Origin of the sequence: Virgibacillus sp. Bac330 (genome assembly GCF_003667845.1) — a bacterium.
Lineage (GTDB): Bacteria > Bacillota > Bacilli > Bacillales > Amphibacillaceae > Virgibacillus > Virgibacillus chiguensis.
In genome coordinates, this window is sequence record NZ_CP033048.1 from 1,433,920 (window position 1) to 1,453,064 (window position 19,145).

General features: G+C 36.2%; 25 protein-coding genes. All 25 read left to right on the forward strand.

The window, feature by feature from the left end; translation table 11 throughout:
* The first annotated feature begins 42 nt into the window (after positions 1 to 42).
* Positions 43 to 1,260 carry an LPXTG cell wall anchor domain-containing protein gene (locus tag D9780_RS06600; protein ID WP_121639674.1) on the forward strand — a complete coding sequence of 406 codons (1,218 nt, stop codon included), beginning with the start codon at positions 43 to 45 and terminating at the stop codon, positions 1,258 to 1,260.
* Between the two features lie 630 nt (positions 1,261 to 1,890).
* Entirely contained in the window at positions 1,891 to 4,656 is a 2,766-nt protein-coding gene (locus D9780_RS06605) for a hypothetical protein (RefSeq protein WP_121639675.1), read from the forward strand.
* A 57-nt stretch (positions 4,657 to 4,713) separates the two neighbouring features.
* Entirely contained in the window at positions 4,714 to 5,073 is a 360-nt protein-coding gene (locus D9780_RS06610; protein WP_121639676.1) for a hypothetical protein, read from the forward strand.
* Between the two features lie 53 nt (positions 5,074 to 5,126).
* Entirely contained in the window at positions 5,127 to 5,279 is a 153-nt protein-coding gene (locus tag D9780_RS21060; RefSeq protein WP_162985818.1) for a hypothetical protein, read from the forward strand.
* Positions 5,280 to 5,328: 49 nt separating this feature from the next.
* The gene (locus D9780_RS06615; protein WP_121638963.1) at positions 5,329 to 6,552 is read left to right on the forward strand and encodes an ISL3 family transposase; all 1,224 of its coding nucleotides are present in this window, start codon (positions 5,329 to 5,331) and stop codon (positions 6,550 to 6,552) included.
* Positions 6,553 to 7,065: 513 nt separating this feature from the next.
* Entirely contained in the window at positions 7,066 to 7,380 is a 315-nt protein-coding gene (locus D9780_RS06620; RefSeq protein WP_121639677.1) for a hypothetical protein, read from the forward strand.
* A 5-nt stretch (positions 7,381 to 7,385) separates the two neighbouring features.
* On the forward strand, positions 7,386 to 8,174 hold the full coding sequence (locus D9780_RS06625; RefSeq protein WP_121639678.1) for a DUF6710 family protein: 789 nt from the start codon (positions 7,386 to 7,388) through the stop codon (positions 8,172 to 8,174).
* A 101-nt stretch (positions 8,175 to 8,275) separates the two neighbouring features.
* Complete coding sequence (locus D9780_RS21630; RefSeq protein WP_371413734.1) at positions 8,276 to 8,338, forward strand: hypothetical protein; 63 nt, start codon at positions 8,276 to 8,278, stop codon at positions 8,336 to 8,338.
* Between the two features lie 289 nt (positions 8,339 to 8,627).
* On the forward strand, positions 8,628 to 8,798 hold the full coding sequence (locus D9780_RS21065) for a hypothetical protein (protein WP_162985819.1): 171 nt from the start codon (positions 8,628 to 8,630) through the stop codon (positions 8,796 to 8,798).
* A 132-nt stretch (positions 8,799 to 8,930) separates the two neighbouring features.
* Positions 8,931 to 9,098: a hypothetical protein gene (locus D9780_RS21070; protein ID WP_162985795.1), complete on the forward strand. Its 168-nt coding sequence runs from the start codon at positions 8,931 to 8,933 to the stop codon at positions 9,096 to 9,098.
* 41 nt (positions 9,099 to 9,139) lie between these two features.
* A complete protein-coding gene (locus D9780_RS21075) occupies positions 9,140 to 9,307 on the forward strand; it encodes a hypothetical protein (RefSeq protein ID WP_162985820.1) in 168 nt (55 codons plus the stop codon).
* 46 nt (positions 9,308 to 9,353) lie between these two features.
* Positions 9,354 to 9,599: a hypothetical protein gene (locus tag D9780_RS06630; RefSeq protein WP_258871884.1), complete on the forward strand. Its 246-nt coding sequence runs from the start codon at positions 9,354 to 9,356 to the stop codon at positions 9,597 to 9,599.
* A 3-nt stretch (positions 9,600 to 9,602) separates the two neighbouring features.
* Complete coding sequence (locus tag D9780_RS06635; protein ID WP_121639679.1) at positions 9,603 to 9,836, forward strand: pilin; 234 nt, start codon at positions 9,603 to 9,605, stop codon at positions 9,834 to 9,836.
* An 18-nt stretch (positions 9,837 to 9,854) separates the two neighbouring features.
* Complete coding sequence (locus tag D9780_RS06640) at positions 9,855 to 10,283, forward strand: hypothetical protein (RefSeq protein WP_121639680.1); 429 nt, start codon at positions 9,855 to 9,857, stop codon at positions 10,281 to 10,283.
* 59 nt (positions 10,284 to 10,342) lie between these two features.
* Positions 10,343 to 11,287, forward strand: a complete 945-nt coding sequence (locus D9780_RS06645) for a hypothetical protein (protein WP_121639681.1) — start codon at positions 10,343 to 10,345, stop codon at positions 11,285 to 11,287.
* A complete protein-coding gene (locus D9780_RS06650; protein ID WP_240458792.1) occupies positions 11,256 to 12,296 on the forward strand; it encodes a toprim domain-containing protein in 1,041 nt (346 codons plus the stop codon). The genes D9780_RS06645 and D9780_RS06650 overlap by 32 nt, the downstream gene beginning before the upstream one ends.
* Before the next feature lie 26 nt (positions 12,297 to 12,322).
* Positions 12,323 to 12,739 (forward strand): hypothetical protein, encoded by a 417-nt coding sequence (locus tag D9780_RS06655; protein WP_121639537.1) that lies wholly within the window; start codon positions 12,323 to 12,325, stop codon positions 12,737 to 12,739.
* A 16-nt stretch (positions 12,740 to 12,755) separates the two neighbouring features.
* Complete coding sequence (locus D9780_RS06660; RefSeq protein ID WP_121639683.1) at positions 12,756 to 13,016, forward strand: hypothetical protein; 261 nt, start codon at positions 12,756 to 12,758, stop codon at positions 13,014 to 13,016.
* A 15-nt stretch (positions 13,017 to 13,031) separates the two neighbouring features.
* Entirely contained in the window at positions 13,032 to 13,388 is a 357-nt protein-coding gene (locus D9780_RS06665; protein WP_121639684.1) for a hypothetical protein, read from the forward strand.
* A 62-nt stretch (positions 13,389 to 13,450) separates the two neighbouring features.
* The gene (locus D9780_RS06670; RefSeq protein WP_121639685.1) at positions 13,451 to 13,750 is read left to right on the forward strand and encodes a hypothetical protein; all 300 of its coding nucleotides are present in this window, start codon (positions 13,451 to 13,453) and stop codon (positions 13,748 to 13,750) included.
* Entirely contained in the window at positions 13,751 to 14,650 is a 900-nt protein-coding gene (locus D9780_RS06675) for a hypothetical protein (RefSeq protein ID WP_121639686.1), read from the forward strand.
* A gap of 55 nt (positions 14,651 to 14,705) precedes the next feature.
* The gene (locus tag D9780_RS06680) at positions 14,706 to 16,934 is read left to right on the forward strand and encodes a VirD4-like conjugal transfer protein, CD1115 family (RefSeq protein ID WP_121639687.1); all 2,229 of its coding nucleotides are present in this window, start codon (positions 14,706 to 14,708) and stop codon (positions 16,932 to 16,934) included.
* Positions 16,931 to 17,632: a flagellar assembly protein FlaJ gene (locus tag D9780_RS06685; RefSeq protein ID WP_121639688.1), complete on the forward strand. Its 702-nt coding sequence runs from the start codon at positions 16,931 to 16,933 to the stop codon at positions 17,630 to 17,632. Before D9780_RS06680 ends, D9780_RS06685 begins: the two co-directional genes overlap by 4 nt.
* A gap of 33 nt (positions 17,633 to 17,665) precedes the next feature.
* Positions 17,666 to 17,905 (forward strand): YdbC family protein, encoded by a 240-nt coding sequence (locus tag D9780_RS06690; RefSeq protein ID WP_116278797.1) that lies wholly within the window; start codon positions 17,666 to 17,668, stop codon positions 17,903 to 17,905.
* Positions 17,906 to 17,921: 16 nt separating this feature from the next.
* Entirely contained in the window at positions 17,922 to 19,070 is a 1,149-nt protein-coding gene (locus tag D9780_RS06695) for a CpaF/VirB11 family protein (protein ID WP_121639689.1), read from the forward strand.
* Positions 19,071 to 19,145: the final 75 nt, after the last annotated feature.

Consider the following 19,145-nt stretch of genomic DNA (forward strand, 5'->3'; position numbering starts at 1 on the left):
GAGTTTATTATAAAAATATTTTTAATTTTAGGGGGAGTAGAAATGAAAAAATCAATAGTAACTGTAGCTGCATTAGGTTTAGCCATAAGTAATATATTCGTTCCTAATGCCCATGCAGAAGAAGCGAGTTGCTCTATTACAATAGATGCTAACAAGCATGATTGGTTCAATAGGGCATTTCCAACACCTGGATGTGATTTTTCAGAAGTGAGTGGTTATTGGGACGGGGAGCAAGCTCGTCTTATGGGGTCAAATACTACATCAGTAGTAAACGGGGAGATTGTCCCTCTTTCCATAGGTGAAACGGTGAAAGTAACTGTTATTCCTCTTAAGGAAGAACAACCAACAGATCCACAACAACCAGGTGACGATAATGGACAGCCAACAGATCCACAACAACCAGGTGACGATAATGGACAGCCAACAGATCCACAACAACCAGGTGACGATAATGGACAGCCAACAGATCCACAACAACCAGGTGACGATAATGGACAGCCAACAGATCCACAACAACCAGGTGACGATAATGGACAGCCAACAGATCCACAACAACCAGGTGACGATAATGGACAGCCAACAGATCCACAACAACCAGGTGACGATAATGGACAGCCAACAGATCCACAACAACCAGGTGACGATAATGGACAACCAACAGATCCACAACAACCAGGTGACGATAATGGACAACCAACAGATCCACAACAACCAGGTGACGATGATGGACAACCAACAGATCCACAACAACCAGGTGACGATAATGGACAGCCAACAGATCCACAACAACCAGGTGACGATGATGGACAACCAACAGATCCACAACAACCAGGTGACGATAATGGACAACCAAAAGATCCACAACAACCAGGTGACGATAATGGACAACCAACAGATCCACAACAACCAGGTGACGATGATGGACAGCCAACAGACCCACAACAACCAGGTGATAATGATGGACAACCAACAGGTTCACAACAACCAGGTAACGAAGAGGAAACACCAGAATCGCCTGAGCAACTAGGAAATGAAGAGGAAACACCAGAATCGCCAGAACAACCAGGCAATACGGATGTCACTTCTACAAATACAGTAGGTAAAGATAATACGTCAAAGCCTGCTATTTCAGAGAAAAAAGAAGGAAAGATGTTACCGAACACGGCTACTAATTCTTTTAATATCATATTAGTAGGTACAACAGTACTACTTATCGGTATCGGTTCATTTCTACTTAGAAGAAAAAAAGAAGTTTCATAGATAAAAAGAGAGCTTAAAACGAGCTCTCTTTTTATCATAATAGCACTTTTTCTATAAGTTATATTTGATTAGTCAAAAATTTAGTAGATTTCCATACCTACAATGTTATAATATCCCTAAGTGTATAAGGCTTTCATGGGTGGTGGCTTACCCCTTTAACAAGAAAGGGGGTGAGTTTGTGACAGTGTTTGAGACGTTAATGTTTTCCGTCGCTTTTTCTTCACTTATTGTTGCGGTACTGTCGTTTCATCAAAAAAAATAACCACCCATAGCGCCCAGCAAGCATGTGGAAGTGATTATTTTAGTCTTTTTATATTGTGAGCTGCCCCCTTGAAGGGCTATACGCTATACCGTTTGGTGTCACAGCACCAGACGGTCTTTTTTATTGTATGTCTTTCTATCTATAATTATACCTGAATTTGACACAAAATGAAAACTTTTTGGGTAAATACTTTTCGTGTACTTTTCGAATACTTTTGGCATACTTTTTTTATACTTTTTTTGTACGATTTTAGCTAAAATCCGTGTTACATTATTAGTATCAAACAAATGTCCATATACGTTGTGAGGAGCGCTTCATGTGTGAAATGGAGCGCTTTTTGCTTTGTAAAAATAAGGAGGGGTTAATTGTTGGGGAGATTACAATTGAATAAAATGCTTGCTTTCGTGCTTTTTTCTATTTTTACTGCCTGCGTGTTTTTTAATGAACCTATTCATGCACAATCGATACCCGATGGAGGAGAGATGTGGTCGGAGGGATATAGACCGTATCAAGATGCTAGTGATGTTCATCATACGGTGAAAAACATGTGGGATAATGGTAAATACAAACCAGGGATCATTAGAGCTGGTAAAGACCCACTTATTTATAGTGAATTTAGAGGAGAAAAGTTGATTTATGATATTTATTCTGGTGCTACAAATCAAAGCAAAAAAAGATCGTGGAGAGTTGTAAATAGTGGAGGAAAACCATATTTCACTTTTGATGGTTGGTCAGTTAATTTTGGTTATCATCATCATACAAAAAATAATCAGGCTACTTACATTGGACTAATTAATAAAAACAACCCAACAGAGAAACGTATCTACAAAACGAGAATGCTAGGAAACACAAATGCGAATCCTGATTTGCGAGATGCGTCCTTAAAAACATGTGAAAAAAACGCATTTAAGAAAAAAGCCGATAAGAATTTAAGTAGCAGTTGTAATATGGATTATCAATATACGCAATTTCGGGCTTATATTCCACTAGAAGATTTGTTTCAAGGGCAAAGTTACGATAAAGAATGGGAAATGTACCTGATCAAGCGTGTAGAAAATCAAGTTGTGTATGATGAATTGATCCTGCCATATGAAACGAAATCTTACCAGTGGGGGAGTCAAGGCAAAGTAACGATGCAGAGTGGCGTGGATAGCGACAAGCTCACCATGACGGTAGATAATGCTATAAAGAGGAAGTCACCACGTGGTGGTGGGAACGGCTGGACTCTTGGTTATTTTGTCCCTGGGAAAACTTATACGACAACAGGCTTTAATGAATCAGAAGGTGTAGCGAATTGGTATCGTGTTAAAGATGATCAAAAGGGTGTTGGATCTTATAAACCGCCTTTATACAAACCAACTTTTCAAAACCGTTGGACGGCTTCAACATATTGGGATTTTAACGGCACTATAGCTACATTATCATTAGAAAAGACACATGCACATCTTCGTATTCAACATATAGATGCTACGACGCAAAATTTATTAAAAGAAGAAAAAGAAGTAGTAAGAGCCAATAAGAAATATTCCTTCTACCCTAAGAAAAATGGGTACTTTAAAGATAAAGATGGAAACCCATATATAGCGACTCCTGAAGGTCAGATGTTTAATGAAGTTGTAAAACACGATCAAACGATTAGATTTTATTATAAAGCTGATCTACCTGATCCATCTAAAGATGTTGAGATGCCGAAAACAACTGATGGCAAGGTCGATGGAAAAGCCTTTTGGGAGCTACGCCGTTTAAAAGATAACCAGCCTAGCCAAGTGTATGCAGAAATGAATTTCACACCTAGTGGCAAGCATTATGCGATTAGAAACATGAAGCATTCTTTGGTATTACCTGGTTATGAAAAAGAAGAGAAGGAAGATCCAATTGCTCTACTAGCTGATGCAAAAAGTGTGAAAGATAAAACTTTGAAATACAATTTTGCATATGAGTACACGAATACGTATAGAGGAAATTACAAATGTGTAGAAAAACAAGGCTCTCATTGTTTTAAATGGGAATTTGATAAATACACACCTGTTTGGGATAAAGGAAAAAAATTCAAGCTATCTGAGACCCTTCAAGGTGAGAAAGAAGCCGTATCTCTGAAATTAGACCATCGATATGGGGAAACCATTAAAAAAGATGCGGTAGAGGATATAATAAAAGAAGCTCCAATCATTGGACGAAGTGATTCTTTTGCAGACAACAAGCGAAAAAGTGAAGTTTATCGGGAACGGTTTAAAAAGCTAACTGATCGTATGAAGGCTAAAAATAAACTAAAAACACAAACTGCCCTTCCAGTTACACCAGATCGATTGGAGTATACATTGGAACTTCCATCCAATGAGCATGAAAAGAAGAATTTCAATGTATCACAAAAAGGGCTTATCAACGGTCACTATTTCCCTGTGGATATAGATAAAAGCTTACAAGAAGATTTCACAAATCACACGAAGTATGAATCATTGGGAGACTATGCTTTCTTCTTACAACAAGATGAAATGCAGGATAAAGGCGTTCGAGCTGGTAAAAGAAGTTACGAAATTGATTTCATTAGTGATTACTTTTTTGTTGCAAAGCATACAGGCTTTATTTCAGGTTACCCTGTTGCTTATCAACTAAACAGGCATTTGTTGTATGGAGAAGATAAACCAATAGATGATAAAGTAATCCCTTTAGCGATAAAGAAGCTAGAACAGGATTATTTGCGACAAACAAAACATGCATATCGAGACGACATTCTCTATTTGAATGGTAATAAAGTATCCGATAAGCAAAAGTTGCAACGGTATTATATCCCAATTTCGCCTGAGTCCAAACTGAAGCCGAACAAGATATATACAAATAAAATTGTGCTAGAGAATGTTGGGTTAAACGATATTACTTGGCAATATGGGCAACAATTCTCATTTGAACACTATCTATTTGGTAGCGGACATGATGAAGCATGGTTTATAGAGCAACCAGATCCCAGAGTTAGAAATTTTAAATCTAGTGATGTAAACACAATTACGATAAAACATGAGGATAAACAGAAAATAGTGGAACTACTGAAAGAAAGACCAGATGAAAGGTTGCACAGGTTCCGTTTAGTAGATCGAGACTTTGTAGATAAGGTAAAAAAGGTAATAGAAGGATTTTAAATAGAGACGTTTATCTCTTTATGAGATAAGCGCTTTTTTTAGGAGGGCTGAGAATAAATGCAAAAATTAATGCAGTTTTATAACCCGATAGAAGCGAGTAATATTGATCAGAAACACACAGTGCTCTATACGTTTCAATACGAAAACGCTTTTGCTCAGGTAGTTTCGGAAATGGGGGGTAATGTTTCAGGTGGTAATGTAATGGATACGGAGTTTGATTGTGGATTCAGTGTTCCTGTGAGGCATATATTAACGAGAAAACATGTTTCGTTTTATGATGAAGAAGATAAGGAACTATCCTATAGAGAAGTTGGAGAAATTATATTCTACTATCCAGATGGTGACACATTTCTGATGGATATAGAGAACTGTGCGGATTTTCTTGTTGGAATTCAAATAATAGACTATATGCCGTAAGCAGCTAAATATATATAGCAACTATAAAGTTTGTTATTTCAAGAGGTGAAAGGATGATAAAAAAGTTAAAATCCTTTTTGGGGATTAAAGAGTATTTAGCAGAAATTACATGGGAAAATGGCGAAAAAGAAATTGTACCCATAAAAGCGTGGAGTCCGATGAATGCAATTAAAAAAGTTGCCCCTTCGCTGATTAAAATGAAATAAGGTTGGACATACTGAAAACTATCAAAATAAAATGTTAGGTGGTTTTCATATGTTAATAGAAATTAAGGATATTGAAAATGTGTTCCATATTCCAGAACCTTGGTATATCCATGTCTGTATATTTGATGAAATAAAGCAACAGCTAGATGTCTATTTAAAAGTAGATAGAGATGCTTTATTTTCATGTTCGGAGTGCGGGGCTAAAAATCAACGTTTTTTTGATATTGCTGATTACAACCGGACATGGCGTCATTTAAACTTTTTAGAATACCCATGCTATATTCATGCAGAACACCCACGTACAGATTGTGAAAACTGCGGAAAAAAGCGTCGTGTTTCTATCCCTTGGGCTATAAAACCACGAGCTTCTTTTACAAAGCTATTTGATGCGTGGATTATGATGCTTGTTAAAGACATGCCAATGAATGCAGTAAGTCGCTTAGTGGGGGAGCACGATACACGTTTATGGCGAATATTACATCATTATGTAGATCAAGCTATGGCTCATCAAGACCTTTCTCATGTTACTAAGATTAATACGGATGAAACGTCATCAAAGCGCGGGCACCAATATATTACTATATTTGTGGACTCAGATAAAAAGAATGTCATTCATGTTGCCAAAGGAAAAGATGCTGCTACATGGAAAACGTGTAAAGAACGCCTAGAAGAACAAGGTGGTCATGCGAAAAATATAACAGAAGTCTGCATGGATATGTCACCTGCTTTTATTAAAGGCGCCTCTGACTATTTTCCGGAAGCCTCTATCACTTTTGATAAATTTCATGTGATTCAAGAGGCTAACAAAGCTGTAGACGAAGTTCGTCGCAACGAGCGTAAGACATGTGCTGAGCTCAAAAATACCCGTTATGCTTGGTTGAAAAATGAAGAAAATTTAACGAAGAAACAAAAAGCCATGCTGGATAAACTGAAAGATACAGAATTAGATACTGCCAAAGCTTATCGTATGCGACTTTGTTTGCAAGAAATTTATCAATACCCTGCTCCCATCGCTCCTATGGTATTGGAAGACTGGATACAATGGGGATTACGATCTCGACTAGAACCAATGATAAAGCTGGCAAAGACGTTAAAAAAGCATTTTGATGGTGTAGTTCAATGGTTTCAATCGCAATTAAATAATGGTATTTTAGAGGGTATTAACAGCTTGTTCCAGACGGCTAAACGAAAGGCAAGAGGGTACCGGTCTGATAAAAATATTGTAGCTATGGTGTATCTTCTTGCTGGGAAACTAGACTTTTCCATCAAATAAAAAGAACAGGTATCAGTATGGAGTCATGTGTCGCTCGCAACCAAACCCGTTCCCTTGTCCAATACTTAGGATACCACCTAGAAAGAAAATTATACATCGAATAAGATGTTGCTTAATTGGACTTGTATCAGGTGGTGATTGTGGAGCGAAGCAATTAAATCCGTTCCCTTGTCCGGTTTTGATTTGGTTTTTTCATAGATTTTATAGAAGCTATTAAACTGTGTTTTATGCTATTTCATCGTATTTAGCGAAGAGCCAAAAAGTTGAACAAACGATAGATGTTGTTAATGAAGTTTATATCACAATACTTGATGATCATACAAAATTTGGTCGAATAAGGTATTGTAAAGCAACGAAAAAAGACACGACCAGATGAAAGATTACACAGGTTCCGTAGATCGAGACTTTGTAGATAAGGTGAAAAAGGCAATAGGAGGATTTTAAATAGAGGCGTTTATCTCTTTAAGGGATAAGCGCTTTTTTAGTAATAAGGAATGAAACGGTGGTGAAACTTTGGGAGATAAAATTGCAACAGAATTAATTGATATGTTGAACGCAAAGGATGAAGCTGATGCTGAAAATTTAATTATAGACTTTATGCATTGTTTGAAAAAGATGGATATGGATAAAAAGTATAAATCGGATAGGATTTTGCATCTTGGATATGTACCTTACTTAGTAGGTTTAGCAGAAGAAATCCAACAAAAAAATTATAAAAAAGTAGTGGATAGGCTAAATCATATGATGATTGAGGATGCAGACTATGTGATGCAACCTAGATTTTATTTCAATCTCATTCCTATATTGGAAAAAGTAGAAAAAGGATGATAAATATGAAAAATAACTTTGTTAACCTTGATATAGGGAGGTATTCGCTATTTTTCTTGAAAAAAGAAAAAAAGCAGAGAATTATTGATGAACGCATATTAATTGCTCCCCGTGATGAATATGAGAGCTTTTTATCTCTTGTACATGGATGGCTAGGAGAACGAAACGAATTGGAAGAAAAGCTACAATTACTTCATTTTCTTTCAAGTATTGTAAAACGAGACATTCAAGTCGATTTGTTAAGCGAAGTGTATTATAAAGAAGAAGGGAAAATAACTAATCTGTTGAGGGAGGCTTTTATTCCTCTAACGTACATAGACAGTAAGGGAGAAAGACGGAGACTGGAATCCGCTGGGAAAGAACGGGTGAATTTAGATGAGGTTGTAACAATAGCAATTCCTTGGAAGCGTCCTAGAATGAGAGATGCGATTATTAATATTGCTAAAAAAGGGTTTATTTTCCATAGTAATAACCATATGGGATCTTACTTTAAGGAAATAGATCTTTGCTATATAACAAGTGGTAATCATTCTATTGCTTCTGGCATTGTACAAAAATCAGGATATATAGAAGTCGATTCATATGAAATAGAGCAACTGTTTGAACATATATCAACTGATGGTGAATATTGGATAAATGCTCATACGAATGAAAGATTAACATTTTGGGATGGTGGTGATTTTATAAAAGTGGTTGATTTTCGCATCGCTGTTCTTTATGAAATGGCGAAGATAAAGCATCAATATCAACAGGAAGCAAAAAATGTTCCTAATGCTATGAAGATTCACTACTAATTATGCTATACTTGAGGAAGCAATAGTATAAGATTTCTCAAGGGTGGTCGGCACACTCCCAATAGAAGGGGGGTGGCTGTATGACAGTTTTTGAAACTCTTATGTTCACTGTAGCGTTTTCTAGTCTGATCGTTGCGGTACTGTCATTTAACCAAAAAAAATAAATCCACCCTTGAGCTTGCGACTCATTTAGGGTGGATTATTCTGTAATTACCTTTAATTGTCGATCTCCCTTGTAGGGAACTTATCTATTGCGTACCGTTAGTGTTACCAGCACTAGCGGTATTTTTATTATATGAATATCTATCTATATTATACACGATTTTTTTAAAAATGAAAACAAGTTCCTAATGAAAATAAAATATGATACGAAATTTGCGAAGTTAGGAACCGAAGTCACATAACTATATGTTGTGTGGCTTTTTTCTTTGCACAAAGAAGGAGGTGAACAGCTTGGCTGATTATGTAAAACGAATTAAAGATGATTTGGATTTATTCGGCGAAGAACAAGCCATGATTACGGTCAGTCGAAAAGACTTAGAAAAACTTGTGCAATCACATGATGCAATGGCAGAGAAAATCCGAGCAAAAGAAAAGGAACAAGAGCAAGGGTTGGAACAATAAATATACTTTTATATTCGGTCACATGAATCAGTCATGTGGCTTTTTCTTTGGGAATAGTGGCTGTAAATAGGTTCGACTCCTATAATTCCCACCTTTTAATACTACAACAGGAGATGAGTAGGAGGTGAGCGCATGAGTGTCTATAAAGCGACGATCACATTGATCATTGTTGCATTAATCCTATTTGGTAGTTTTGTAGCTTTATCAACAGGTGTGTTAGACCCAATGATCGAGAAAATCGGTAGTGGTTTTAATACAATGGTAGATAACGTTTTTGGCGGTGAAGGAATGCCGAAGTAACCAGATAATGTATGTGAATACAAAAAGAAGGAGGTGAGCACATGAGTGTCTATAAAGCGACGATTACATTAATCATTGTTGTATTAATAATATTTGGTAGTTTTGTAGCGTTATCAACGGGCGTGTTAGACCCAATGATCGAGAAGATCGGTAGTGGTTTTAATACGATGGTAGATAACGTTTTTGGTGGGGAAGGAATGCCGAAGTAGGAGGGAATGTCAGTCATTCTCTCTTTATTTTTTGGAGGTGACAACGTTGGAACAAACAGAAAAACAAGAAACGGTGCAACAACAAGCTAAGTCTAGGCCAAAAAGAAAGAGTAAGCGAACCGTAACAAAGCCTCAAGGATATAAGGAATTTGAAACATTGGCTAAAGAAATTTTGGAGGCAGAAGGGGTTTCTTACTTTGAATGGCTGCATGAAAAGCACCAGGAAATCATTTTAAATTTCAATCTATCAAATCAAAAGGAAATCGCTGAACTAGCAAGGGAGGAAGAATAGCATATGGAATCCGTTATTAGTACGTTTGGAAATGTTGCCGATAGTATTAAACCTGTAGCTCCGGTATTGGCAGGATTGATTTTAGTAGTTATTGGGTTGCTATGGACAACGGCAAAAGACCCGAACAAGAAAGAAATGTATACAGGTTGGATGGTGAATGTGGCAATAGGATTTGGAATTGTATATCTAGGCACATCTTTAGTTTCTTGGTTAAGCAACCAAGTTGTTGGATTCTAAAAGAAGGTAGGGTAGAACATGGAGGATAATAGTTATGTGTATTTTATTAGTTACAAACATCAGGACGGTTATGCCAATGCAGAAGTGGAAATGACAACACCAATTAATACCATTGGTCAATTGCAAGAAATAGAACAAAAACTTCCTGAAATATTGGGAGGACAAGATATTCAAATCATCGATTACCGTTACTTAAGGCGTACAAATGAGGAGAATGAAGCGACTCATTCTCCATCTCACGTACGCTATTTTTATCTAGTGAAATATATCGTGATTAATACAGATAATAGAACTTACCAGAAAGATGAAATCTATTCGGAAGAAAAAATTAATAGTCTTGATTTCGTGCGAGGCATTGAAACTTTTCTCCAACAAGAACAAAGCAATAAGGAATCAGAATTTGTCCTACTGGCTTTTGATCTGTTGCGAGAAGAACCAAACCAATAAAGGGCTTCTAAAGAGAAGTCCTTTTTTAACTGTAAAAAACGAAGATGGGAGGGAATGTGTTGCGAGAATTAATGATTCGTTTTCGTGAAGAAGGCGGAATGTTTCGTGAAATCGACGGGGAGCGTAACTATTTCTTTTCAGAAGCCGAGGAAATTGTAAAACAGATAAGGGAAAGACTTCGAAAAGAAAAAAGAGAATCTCCACCTAAGTCGTTTGAGCTTTGGCTAGACAGTAAGAAATTGGTCGTTACCTATGTATCATTTGAACGAAAAGAGTCGCTGGAAGAACAACTCCAAGAAACAATGTTAAAACATGGTGCTTGGGAAGAAGAGAAACGACATAAATACATTAATCAATTTAAATCATACGCAGAGAAAGAAAGACAGCTGTTAGTTAGTCCTGAGTTTAAAGCTTTTGCTATTCGCTTTGACGAGTTACTAGGTCACAAACACACAACACCAGTACCGTTAATATTAAGTCTAAAGCAAATTCATAAACTATTTCTTGAAGTATACCCTCATGTGACAAGTGGATTTTATTCGGAGTTAGAAGATGTCGTTTTATCTATAAAACGCTCTTACCAAGCTATTATTCATAATAAGTTAAGACACCACATGCTAGATCAAGCGCTAGTAGAAGAATGGTTTTCAAAACAAGAAAACTTGAATTGTTTTATTCAATATGTTGCTGCAGCATATCAATCTGTTCCCGAAAACCGTCTACGGGCATTGTTACCAAGGTTTAAGCTTTATCAAGAGTATGAGAAATATTTATTTCAAGAGGTTGCAAAAGTAATGGGGTTTGAATGGGCTTTTACACAACATTTAAATGTGATGGAATCCATGTACGAAAAATATCACGCCATTTTGTTCGAAGGTTTTGTATTAAAAAATGATGATATGGTGCAATCTCTTGTATTATACCCAGTCATGCAAGAAGTGAAGGCAAAAATGCAGGAAGAAGTGAATGCCGATGAACAAGCATCAGCAAATCACCTTTCGTAGTGTAGAAGAAGCATTAGAAAAGCTTAATGCTGAAGATAAAGGGCATTATTATATTTGTAATTGTCCTGAATGTCAGCAACATGAAGCTTTTATGTATAAAAATAATTTGAACTATATCCAATGTAATAGGGAGAATCACTGTGGAGAGCGTATGATCCTTCAATATCATAAGAAGCAAACGCCGAAGGAATTACAACAGTTTAAACTGAAACAAGCCTATCCGTCCTTAAACAAAGAACAAGTACAAGCATTAGATTGGGCGAAAAAAGCGTATAATCACATGCAACGGTATTTTCCGAGCAAAACTTTGGACAGTGGGTATAGAGGTTTATCTAAAGAAGTAGCTAGAGATTTTATGGTGGATTTGCAACACGAAGGGTTAGTTCAATTCATGTTTCAAAAAACAGAACCTTTACTTGGAAAAGCATATGCAAACAATGAATGGATGTGTCAACGGAATTTAGTGTTTCCACTATATGGAGAAGATAACACGTTAGATCGCATTTTTTTACGGTCGAGTATCAATCCTGACTTGGAACCAAAAGAAATACAGCTTATTACGAATCCCTCCAAAGATACGAGGGATTTTTTTATGGACATCCCTAAAAATGCCAAAACGGTAGTGGTTACAGAATCTATCCTAGATGGGTTGAGTTTTAGAGAAATGGATGCAAGTGTTGGATTCATTGCCTTAACAGGAGCTTCCAAAACAAGAAAAGTAATGGACTACCTAGAAAAGTATAAAGAAGCTTTGCGAGATAAATCTTTTCTCCTGGCCATGGATGATGATGAAGCAGGATGGGAAGCAAATCAAAAGGTGGCAGGCATTTTAGAAAACGCGCGGGTAGGTCGAGATTGGAATGTGTTTTCTTACCATGAAGGTATAAAAGATCCAAATGAGTTTTTACAAGCAGATCGTGAACGCTTTAAAAAGCAGTATATAAAATCTATTGCGCCGTTTAAAACACATCAACGTAAAAGAGAGGCTGCATTAGAAATGGAGCTATGATGCTTTTACAGGAGAGGAGGGAATTCATGGCAAGTCCAGTTAAATGGTTGCTTGGTTCTGTAGCAGTGATTGTTTTAGTCCTTTCAGTAGCTTATGCTTCGTCTATGCAAAACCAAACAACACGCACTACAGCTGATATTGAAATACTAGCTGATACTGTAAGTGCAGGCGTACTAAGAGCAAAGACAGATGAGGAAGGGGAAACAAAAGGATCATATGTAGATAAAGACGAGTTAATTGCTAATTTAACGGCGGAAGTTGTTTCCGTTCAAAAGACACATCCATATGATATTACACTGGATTATCTCTTTTTAGATAGAAACGGAAAGGTAACTAAAGAGGAATCGTCCATTACTGGTATTCAGTTCAGAGTGCAATATGTAAACAAGGAAGGAGAAGTAAAGGGAACAGCAGAAAGGCGTTTAAGTATTAACCAATTGTAGGAAGGAGAAAGGTAAGATGGCTACAATAGCAAATTTTACTTTTAATAATCATGGGACAAGCGTTGATTTTCATGAGCAGGAAGCATTTCCTCATTGGAAAAAATATGAGCCTGACCCATTAACTAGAGAGGAATTCTTAGAAGAAGTTGCACCAGGATTTATTTCTATGGGTGCATCTGTAGTGACTGTACTCCATGATCATGAGAAAGGATTCTATTCTTATGAAGTACAGTTAAATAATATCCATGAGCTTTTGAAAAATGGCGATGTTGTTTAGAAATGGGGTGATCTTTTGGCAGAACTAAAAGGCGCTATTTTTTCAATGGCTATATTTATCGGTTTCGTTGTCCCTGTTTTTTTAACAATAGGCATTGGCAGCATTCATCAACATGCTTTTCTAAAAGTCACCACAGAAGTAGGGGAACTAGTGAAAGAGGAAGGTGGAGTAACGCATCATGTCCAAGAAGTGGTAGAAAACTTAAAAGATAGAGGGTATGCCATCACATTTAAGAATAAAGATGGGACAACAATAAGTACCAAGCAAGATTATGGAGACGAAATTCAAATAACGTATAACTATACGTATCAAGACGTAAGAGGTGACAGAACATTGGATGCGTTTGATACGGTGTTTATAAACAGGAGGTAATTCATTGACAAAATAAAATTAATATAATATGCTTAAATATTACTTCGATAAGGAGTGGTAGAATGTTGAAAACAAGAAAAGACTTTCAAAATGAAGACGAATATAGAAAATACACGAAGTCTGGTGATTTTTTGTGTCAGTATGTTTGGAAAGGAAAGTCAAGAGATCAAATCATATATGATATGGCGCTACCTAATTACGAACAAGAACATCTCGATGAAGCAATGAAGAATTGCGATATACTAAATGAGCATTTAGGGGTAGAGTTAGATAGAATGATTTTGTATCTTATAGATAAAAACGCTCCTGAAGATGACTTTGATCCAGATGAAGTATTGTATATAGAAAGGAATGAGTACTAGGTGGGTTTGTTTAAATCGGGTGATGTAGTTCGAGTACATCATTACCCGTATATATCTAAAGCAGAAAAAGAAAGATTAGGAAAAGAGGGTGCAGAAAATGGGCATCCTCTTTTTTACGAGGGAAAACCAAGGTACGGTATAGTCATTGGAGCGGGCGCTGGAGCAATAGTAGCAATTCCTGTAGTGCAAGTTATGTCTCATGATGGTAAAACAGAAGAGAATGGTTACAAGTTAAGGGATGACGAAATTAGAGTACCGCAAAATACACATTTTATGAATAAACATGGTGACAGGAAGGGTCTATATGGTGTAATTAAAATGGAACGTATTGAGATATTTGGTGCTGATGAAATGACAGTACCACTTACAAATGTTCCTTTACGTACAAAAATTGACATGTTGGAAAGGTATAATTATATATTAAAAAATCCGTACTTCAAAAACAAACTAGATGAACATTCACCAGGACATGAACAAGCTATGAGACAATTTAAAGAGTCTGTAATTGCTGAAAAGTTGAATTTTCTAGTAACAGAGTCAGGAGAAAACAAATATGATGTAATGAGGAAAAGCCCTTTGTTTGTTGATGAAATTCAACATGTTGGGAATCATAATAGACTTGACATTTACGCTTTAAAGCTACAAGGTCGCCGTGATTCTTTTTCGTATTCGATAGCAACAACAAAAAGTGTTAAGGAAATAAAGCAAGATTGGAATGATATAAAACCAGCTGTATACTGGTTAAAACAAGATCAAAAATTCTGGGCGCTATCAAAAAATATTGATCAAAGAATAGTACCAGATCCATTGCCTCATCCTGATAACTATGTATCTTTAGGGAAACTTAATTCGAAACAATTAGCTAAGGACAGGAAATTAGAAAATGAATATGGCAAATAAGTTCACGCGCTATGTAAATAGGGTGTTTTTTTATGTCTAAAGAAAGGGGGATATTATGCAGCTGTATGAAAAGTTATTCAATACAAAAGTGGTTGCGCTAATCATTTTGTTTGTTTTAGTCGCATCCTTTTTTATTGCCAACATGTTACTTGCTTTTCTTCAGGAGTTAATGACGGCCATCCAATTATTCGCAGATGATCCGAATAAAGTAACATTCTCATTTGATTGGCAGAGTATGTTTCAGTTTCAAAGCAACATGAAGGCGTATTACATTGGTTTTTACATTTTAACAGGAATCGGAATATTAAAGCTGATCTATAATGTGCAGATGAATTATAAAACCCTTAATAAGGGACAGTATGGTACAAGTTCTTTTGAAGAAGTGAAGCAATTGAAAAAACAATATAACATTGTTCCTGCAACAAAAAAAGAATACAAAGGTGATGCTGGTATAGTTATTTCAGGATTGAAAGAAAAGCATAAACCTTACCGTTTATTAATTGATAACTCTCCTTCACACAATCTTATTATAGGAATTACTCGTTCTGGGAAAGGGGAAACGTACGTTTTTCCAACCATTGATGTTTTATCTCGTGCTAAAAACAAACCTTCGTTGATCATAAATGATATGAAAGGGGAACTAGCTGGCGCTTCCTATGAAACATTAAAGGAAAGAGGATATGACATCTATATTTTTAACCTCATGCAACAAGCTATGGGAATGGGGTTTAACCCCTTATACTTAGTGGTTAAAGCATGGAAGGAAGGAAATAAAAGTTTAGCACAACAGTATGCAAACAGTGTATCTCATAGCCTATACCATGAACCAAATGCAAAAGATCCGTTCTGGTCTAATTCGGCAAAATCATTAGTAAATGCTATTATTTTGGCATTAACAGAAGATGCGATTGCTACTGGAAAAGAAGAAACAGTTAATATGTATTCCGTCGCTAACTTTCTCGCTACATTAGGAAGTGAAGAAGATGAGGAAGGGAATAACGCATTGGATCAATTTTTCCAATCTCGAGGAGAGAATAATCCTGCACGCATGATGTATGCAACGAGTAACTTTGCTGCTGGTAACACCAGAGCCAGTATTTTCAGTGTGGCCATGGACAAGCTGCAAATTTTTACATTAGAGCCTAATGCAAAGCTTACAAGCTATAATAGTATTGATTTAACAGAAGTAGGTTTTGGTGATAAACCAGTAGCCATTTTTATGGTAATACCAGACTTCGATTCATCTAATCATGTTTTAGCAAGTATTTTTATTAGTCAGTTGTACCGTGTGAATGCGGAAAAAGCCACAATGAGTCCAAATGGAAAGATGAAGCGCCATGTTCATTGTTTGTTAGACGAGTTTGGGAATATGCCTCCTGTTGAAGGGGTATCAAGCATGATTACTGTAGGTGCTGGGAGAGGTTTTCGTTTTCACTTAGTTGTTCAAAACTATTCACAACTCAAAGAACAATATGGAGAAGACGGATCTAAAACGATTATGGGGAACTGCTCTAACCAGATTTATATTTTAACAAACGAATTAGATACAGCTGAAAGATTCAGTTCCCTTATTGGAAAACAAACAGTTACAGATATTAGTCGCAGTGGTCATTTATTATCAACGGATAAATCTCATAGTGAATCTGTGAGAGAGCAACCATTATTAATGCCAGATCAGCTCATGCAACTGAGAGAAGGGCAATCCGTTATAATTCGTACAAATAAACGACAAGATAAAAAGCGCAGAAAAATTACGCCAAAGCCCATTTTTAATACGGGGGTCACATCTTTAAAACCTCGTTGGGATTACTTGAGTGATGATTTTGACAATAGTAAATCTGTGCTAACATTACCGATTATGTCAAAAACGTACCATAACACGAAGTTGGAAAACATTGTATTTACTTCTAAAACAAAAGAAGATGCGCATGTATTTATGAAAGATGCAATGGGAGCTAATAACTTTGCCCAATTGAAAACAGACCTAATTAAGATTGCTTTTGCATCGGATAAAGAATTTGGTTATTTAGAAGAAATGGACAACTGGTCATTTGTACACTTGTTAAGTTATCTCATTTTTGAATTAGAAGTAAAACCTTTTATCATCGAGAAGATCAAAGAAAGAATTGCTCATTATGTATCTGAGGAATTCTTAGAAGAATGGAAAGGTAGAGAACGAGATACACCAAAAGGTGAATTGCAGATATTCCCAACTGATGAAGATGATGGAGATGAAAGGGAAAAATATAAAGAATATGCACTGCATGGAGGTGTTGATAATTGATGGAACTCATTCGAGAAGAACAAAGAGAGGCGTACTTGGCTTATTTTAATCGAAGCCAGAAGAAGTTTAGCCAAATGCGTTGGATTTTAGGTATTGTTTTATTTCTTTTATTTGCAATAGGAGTGTTGATTCTCCAAAAGCCAATGTGGCTTATTGGATCTCCTGTTGCTTTTTTTATTGGCTATAAATTGCCATATCTTGATTTAATGCTAAACAAAAAGAAAAATGACTTGCTTATGTCTTTTCTATTTCCGCAGTTTTTGCAAAGTTTTATGGCGCTACAATCCTCATCAGGAAATATATATCAAACTTTGAAAGAGACGGTAAATTATACGAATGAGCCATTAAAAAAGGAATTAAAGAAGCTAGTCAAGCGGATTGAGCAAGATAATAACCGTGAAGCTTATATAGATTTTGCGAAATATATCGGTTCAGCAGAAGCTTATATGATTATGGATAAGATTTACCAGTTTAGCGAATTTGGTGTAAAGGCAGATGCACTACGAGAATTACAAAATTATATTCAAAGTATCCATGAAAATAAAACGAACGAATTAATTGATTCTAGAATGACCGCCATGGAAAACTTAGCTATTCCCCCTATTTTAATTTCTTTGTTTATTGTGGGTAGCTTTGCGGTAGTTATTTTTATGTACTACATGGAAGATGTTATGGATGCGATGAATATTTTCGGATAAGAAAATAAGATTGGAGGAAGTGAGGAATGAAAGGTGAAGCAATATAAAACAGATTGGGAAATTATTAAGGAAATTGCTGTTTTACGAACAGGCCAAAATGGGTGGACAAAAGAACTTAATTATATTAGTTGGAACGGACAAAAACCAAAATTTGATGTACGTTGGTGGTCGCCAGATAAAAAATATGTGGGCAAAGGGTTGACGTTAACACAAGATGAAATTGCCCTACTGGAAAAAGTTATTGCAACATTGCCACAACAATTAGAAGTATGAAAGGAGCAAACAATTAGTGAATACAGAACAAGAAAAACGCATTCAAGATATTATTGAAAAGTCTTTTTTACGTCCGTTTTTAAAAGATGAAGGAATAACAGATATTCGCTTTAATGGTACGGAGTTGCGACTGCAACATAATCAAAATGGGCGTTATAGAGCAGAACAGCAACCAACATTGAAAGAAGTACAGCGTTTAGCAAAACAAATTGCTGATGTGCAAGGCAAAGAAATAAATAATAGTCAACCAGAACTAAATACAGAGTTTGGCTATATGCGAATTAATGTCATGCATGATCGCGTCAGTCCGGATGGAATGACGATGGCAATTCGTATATCACGACCAAGACTTGCGGTTACGAATATTCAAGATTTAACGGTAAATAAACGGCAGGATGTAGAGGAACTGTTAAGAATCTTAGTTATGGCTGGTTCCAATTTGGTGATTAGTGGGCGTACTGGTTCTGGAAAAACAGAATTACAAAAACTACTCGTATCTTATATTCCTGAAAAGGACATTATTATTTTAATTGAAGATACTAGAGACAGCCATATAAAAACCTTATATCCCAAAAAAGATATAACCAGTTGGCAAACGGTGGAGTCTGATCAAATGGAAAATAATATAACCATTCAAGATTTGGTGAAAGCTGCACTGAGAAATAACCCTGATTGGGTTAATGTTGCAGAAACTCGTGGGGTGGAAGCTGCTGATATGTTAGATGCAGCTAAAACGGATCACAATATTATTACGACACTTCATGCGAAGGGAGCAATGAGTATCCCTTCTCGTTTTATTCCAATGATACGCCAATCACCAGCTTATCAGGGTATGAGTGAACAATTTATCGGACGAGAGGTTACGGAACTATTTCCGTTCGGTATTCATCTAGAAATGGATGAAGAGAACGGAAAAATAGAAAGAAGAATTAAAGAAATGGTGGAGTTTACCGATTTTACAAAAAAAGGTGCTGTAGGAACTTATTTATATAGAGAAGAAAAAAACTATAATGGATCGTACCAGACAAGGGAAGTCATCAACCCTTTGTCAGAAAAAGCGTTGCAATACCTGAAGAATAAACGTCTGTATCATTTATTGCCTTCTGTCTTTGTAGAAAATAAGAAGTGGAAAAAAATTGAGACATTTGAACCTTATTTATCTTAGTAAATTAAAAAACGTTAGAACATAAATATATAAATATTTATTTCAAGCAATGTAGATGAATTGATAGGAGGTTTG